This window comes from Treponema sp. R6D11 (assembly GCF_054786075.1).
On the sequence record NZ_BDHD01000315.1, the window covers coordinates 1 to 1,368 of the forward strand.

Annotated in this window: 3 protein-coding genes; 1 reads left to right on the forward strand and 2 read right to left on the reverse strand. The window is 39.5% G+C overall.

What is annotated here, in order from left to right:
- Positions 1 to 512, reverse strand: a 512-nt coding sequence (locus ACYVTD_RS12665) for an aminotransferase class V-fold PLP-dependent enzyme (protein ID WP_461248111.1), incomplete at its 3' end; no start/stop codon positions are given.
- Positions 496 to 957 carry an S-ribosylhomocysteine lyase gene (locus tag ACYVTD_RS12670; RefSeq protein WP_461248112.1) on the reverse strand — a complete coding sequence of 154 codons (462 nt, stop codon included), beginning with the start codon at positions 955 to 957 and terminating at the stop codon, positions 496 to 498. The genes ACYVTD_RS12665 and ACYVTD_RS12670, both read right to left, overlap by 17 nt.
- Positions 958 to 1,046: 89 nt before the next feature.
- On the opposite strand from ACYVTD_RS12670, the gene ACYVTD_RS12675 reads away from it, so the two are divergent.
- A partial coding sequence (locus tag ACYVTD_RS12675) for a hypothetical protein (RefSeq protein ID WP_461248113.1) occupies positions 1,047 to 1,368 on the forward strand: 322 nt, incomplete at its 3' end.

Sequence of the window (1,368 nt, forward strand, 5' to 3'; positions counted from 1 at the left end):
ACGAAATCACAATGAAAAACAATCCCATTATGCGCGCAATACTGAGCAATTTCTTCAACGGGTTGAATTGACCCGATCTCGTTATTAACAGCCATGCAGGAAACAAACCCAATATCATCATGTTTTTTCATGCTTTCCAAGACAAACTCACCAGAAGAATTTACGTCCGCGTATGCGAAATTTTCCGTCGCCTCTGCCGTTAATCTGCTCGATGGATGCTCCAAATAAGAAGTAATAACTCTATTGTTTTTTGCCCTCTTATTCGCGTCAAACCAACCCAAGATCGCCAAATTGTTGCTCTCAGTTCCACCGGATGTGAATATAACTCTGCCTGACTTTTTGCCGAGCAACCTCAAAACGTCCTGCCTCGTCTTCTCAAGCTCCTTCTTCGCATTATATGCCGGCGCGTATAAAGAGGAAGCGTTATACCAAAACTCGTCAGCATAAGCCTTATACTTTTCCATCATCTCGGCATCTAACAGCCCTGTCGCAGCATTATCTAGGTAAATCATACTCATCCAGCTTATCCTTGTTTTTTATAATCTCTTTTAGTTTTTTATTAACGTGCAATCCCGCATCCAAATCGAGTGATGAAAAATTCCCGCATTCTTTATATGTATTCCCCGGCACATCAACCATATTCGATATAACATCACAGCAATTATGGATCAGCATCATGATCTTTTCAGGGCTAGTTTTGCTCACAAGATAAAACCCTGTTTGGCATCCCATTGGTCCAAAATATATTGTATCACCAGATAGATTCCGCACAACCGTCGCAAACATATGCTCGTATGTATGAAGCTGACTATTAGACAGGATTTTATCAGGAGTATTCACAGCGGTCGGTGGCATAATACGCATGTCATAGGTATAAATATCTCCATCTTGCCGGCTCAAATAAACTCCCGGCCGGAGCAAAGTGTGATCAACCTCGAATGATTCTATTTTTTCCATATCTAAAGTATATCACATTAGCTCTTTTTTTTCAAGTCTTCGACAAAAAATCACAAAATTCATATAATATATTAAGAGGAGATGATAATATGTTAGATGGTTCAAAATTGATAAACTTGAATCGTGGTGCGTATGCGCAAGTTGCCCCATTCGTACAATCAGCTGTAAACGCTTTTGGAAATCGAAGAATGCTTACCGAAATGGATTTATTAAATTTGACAAATTCGGTTGTAAACAACGGTCGATTTCTAAGCAGCAACCGCATACCCGGGTTTACAAACGCAGAAATTAGGCAGCTCATAAGAAATATGATATTGCTAACCATGCAAGTGAATTTCGGCACATCAAGCGTTAACCCATTTTTGCAACGATACTACGGAGAAATATTAGGTTTTCTATTAAGTTTTATGG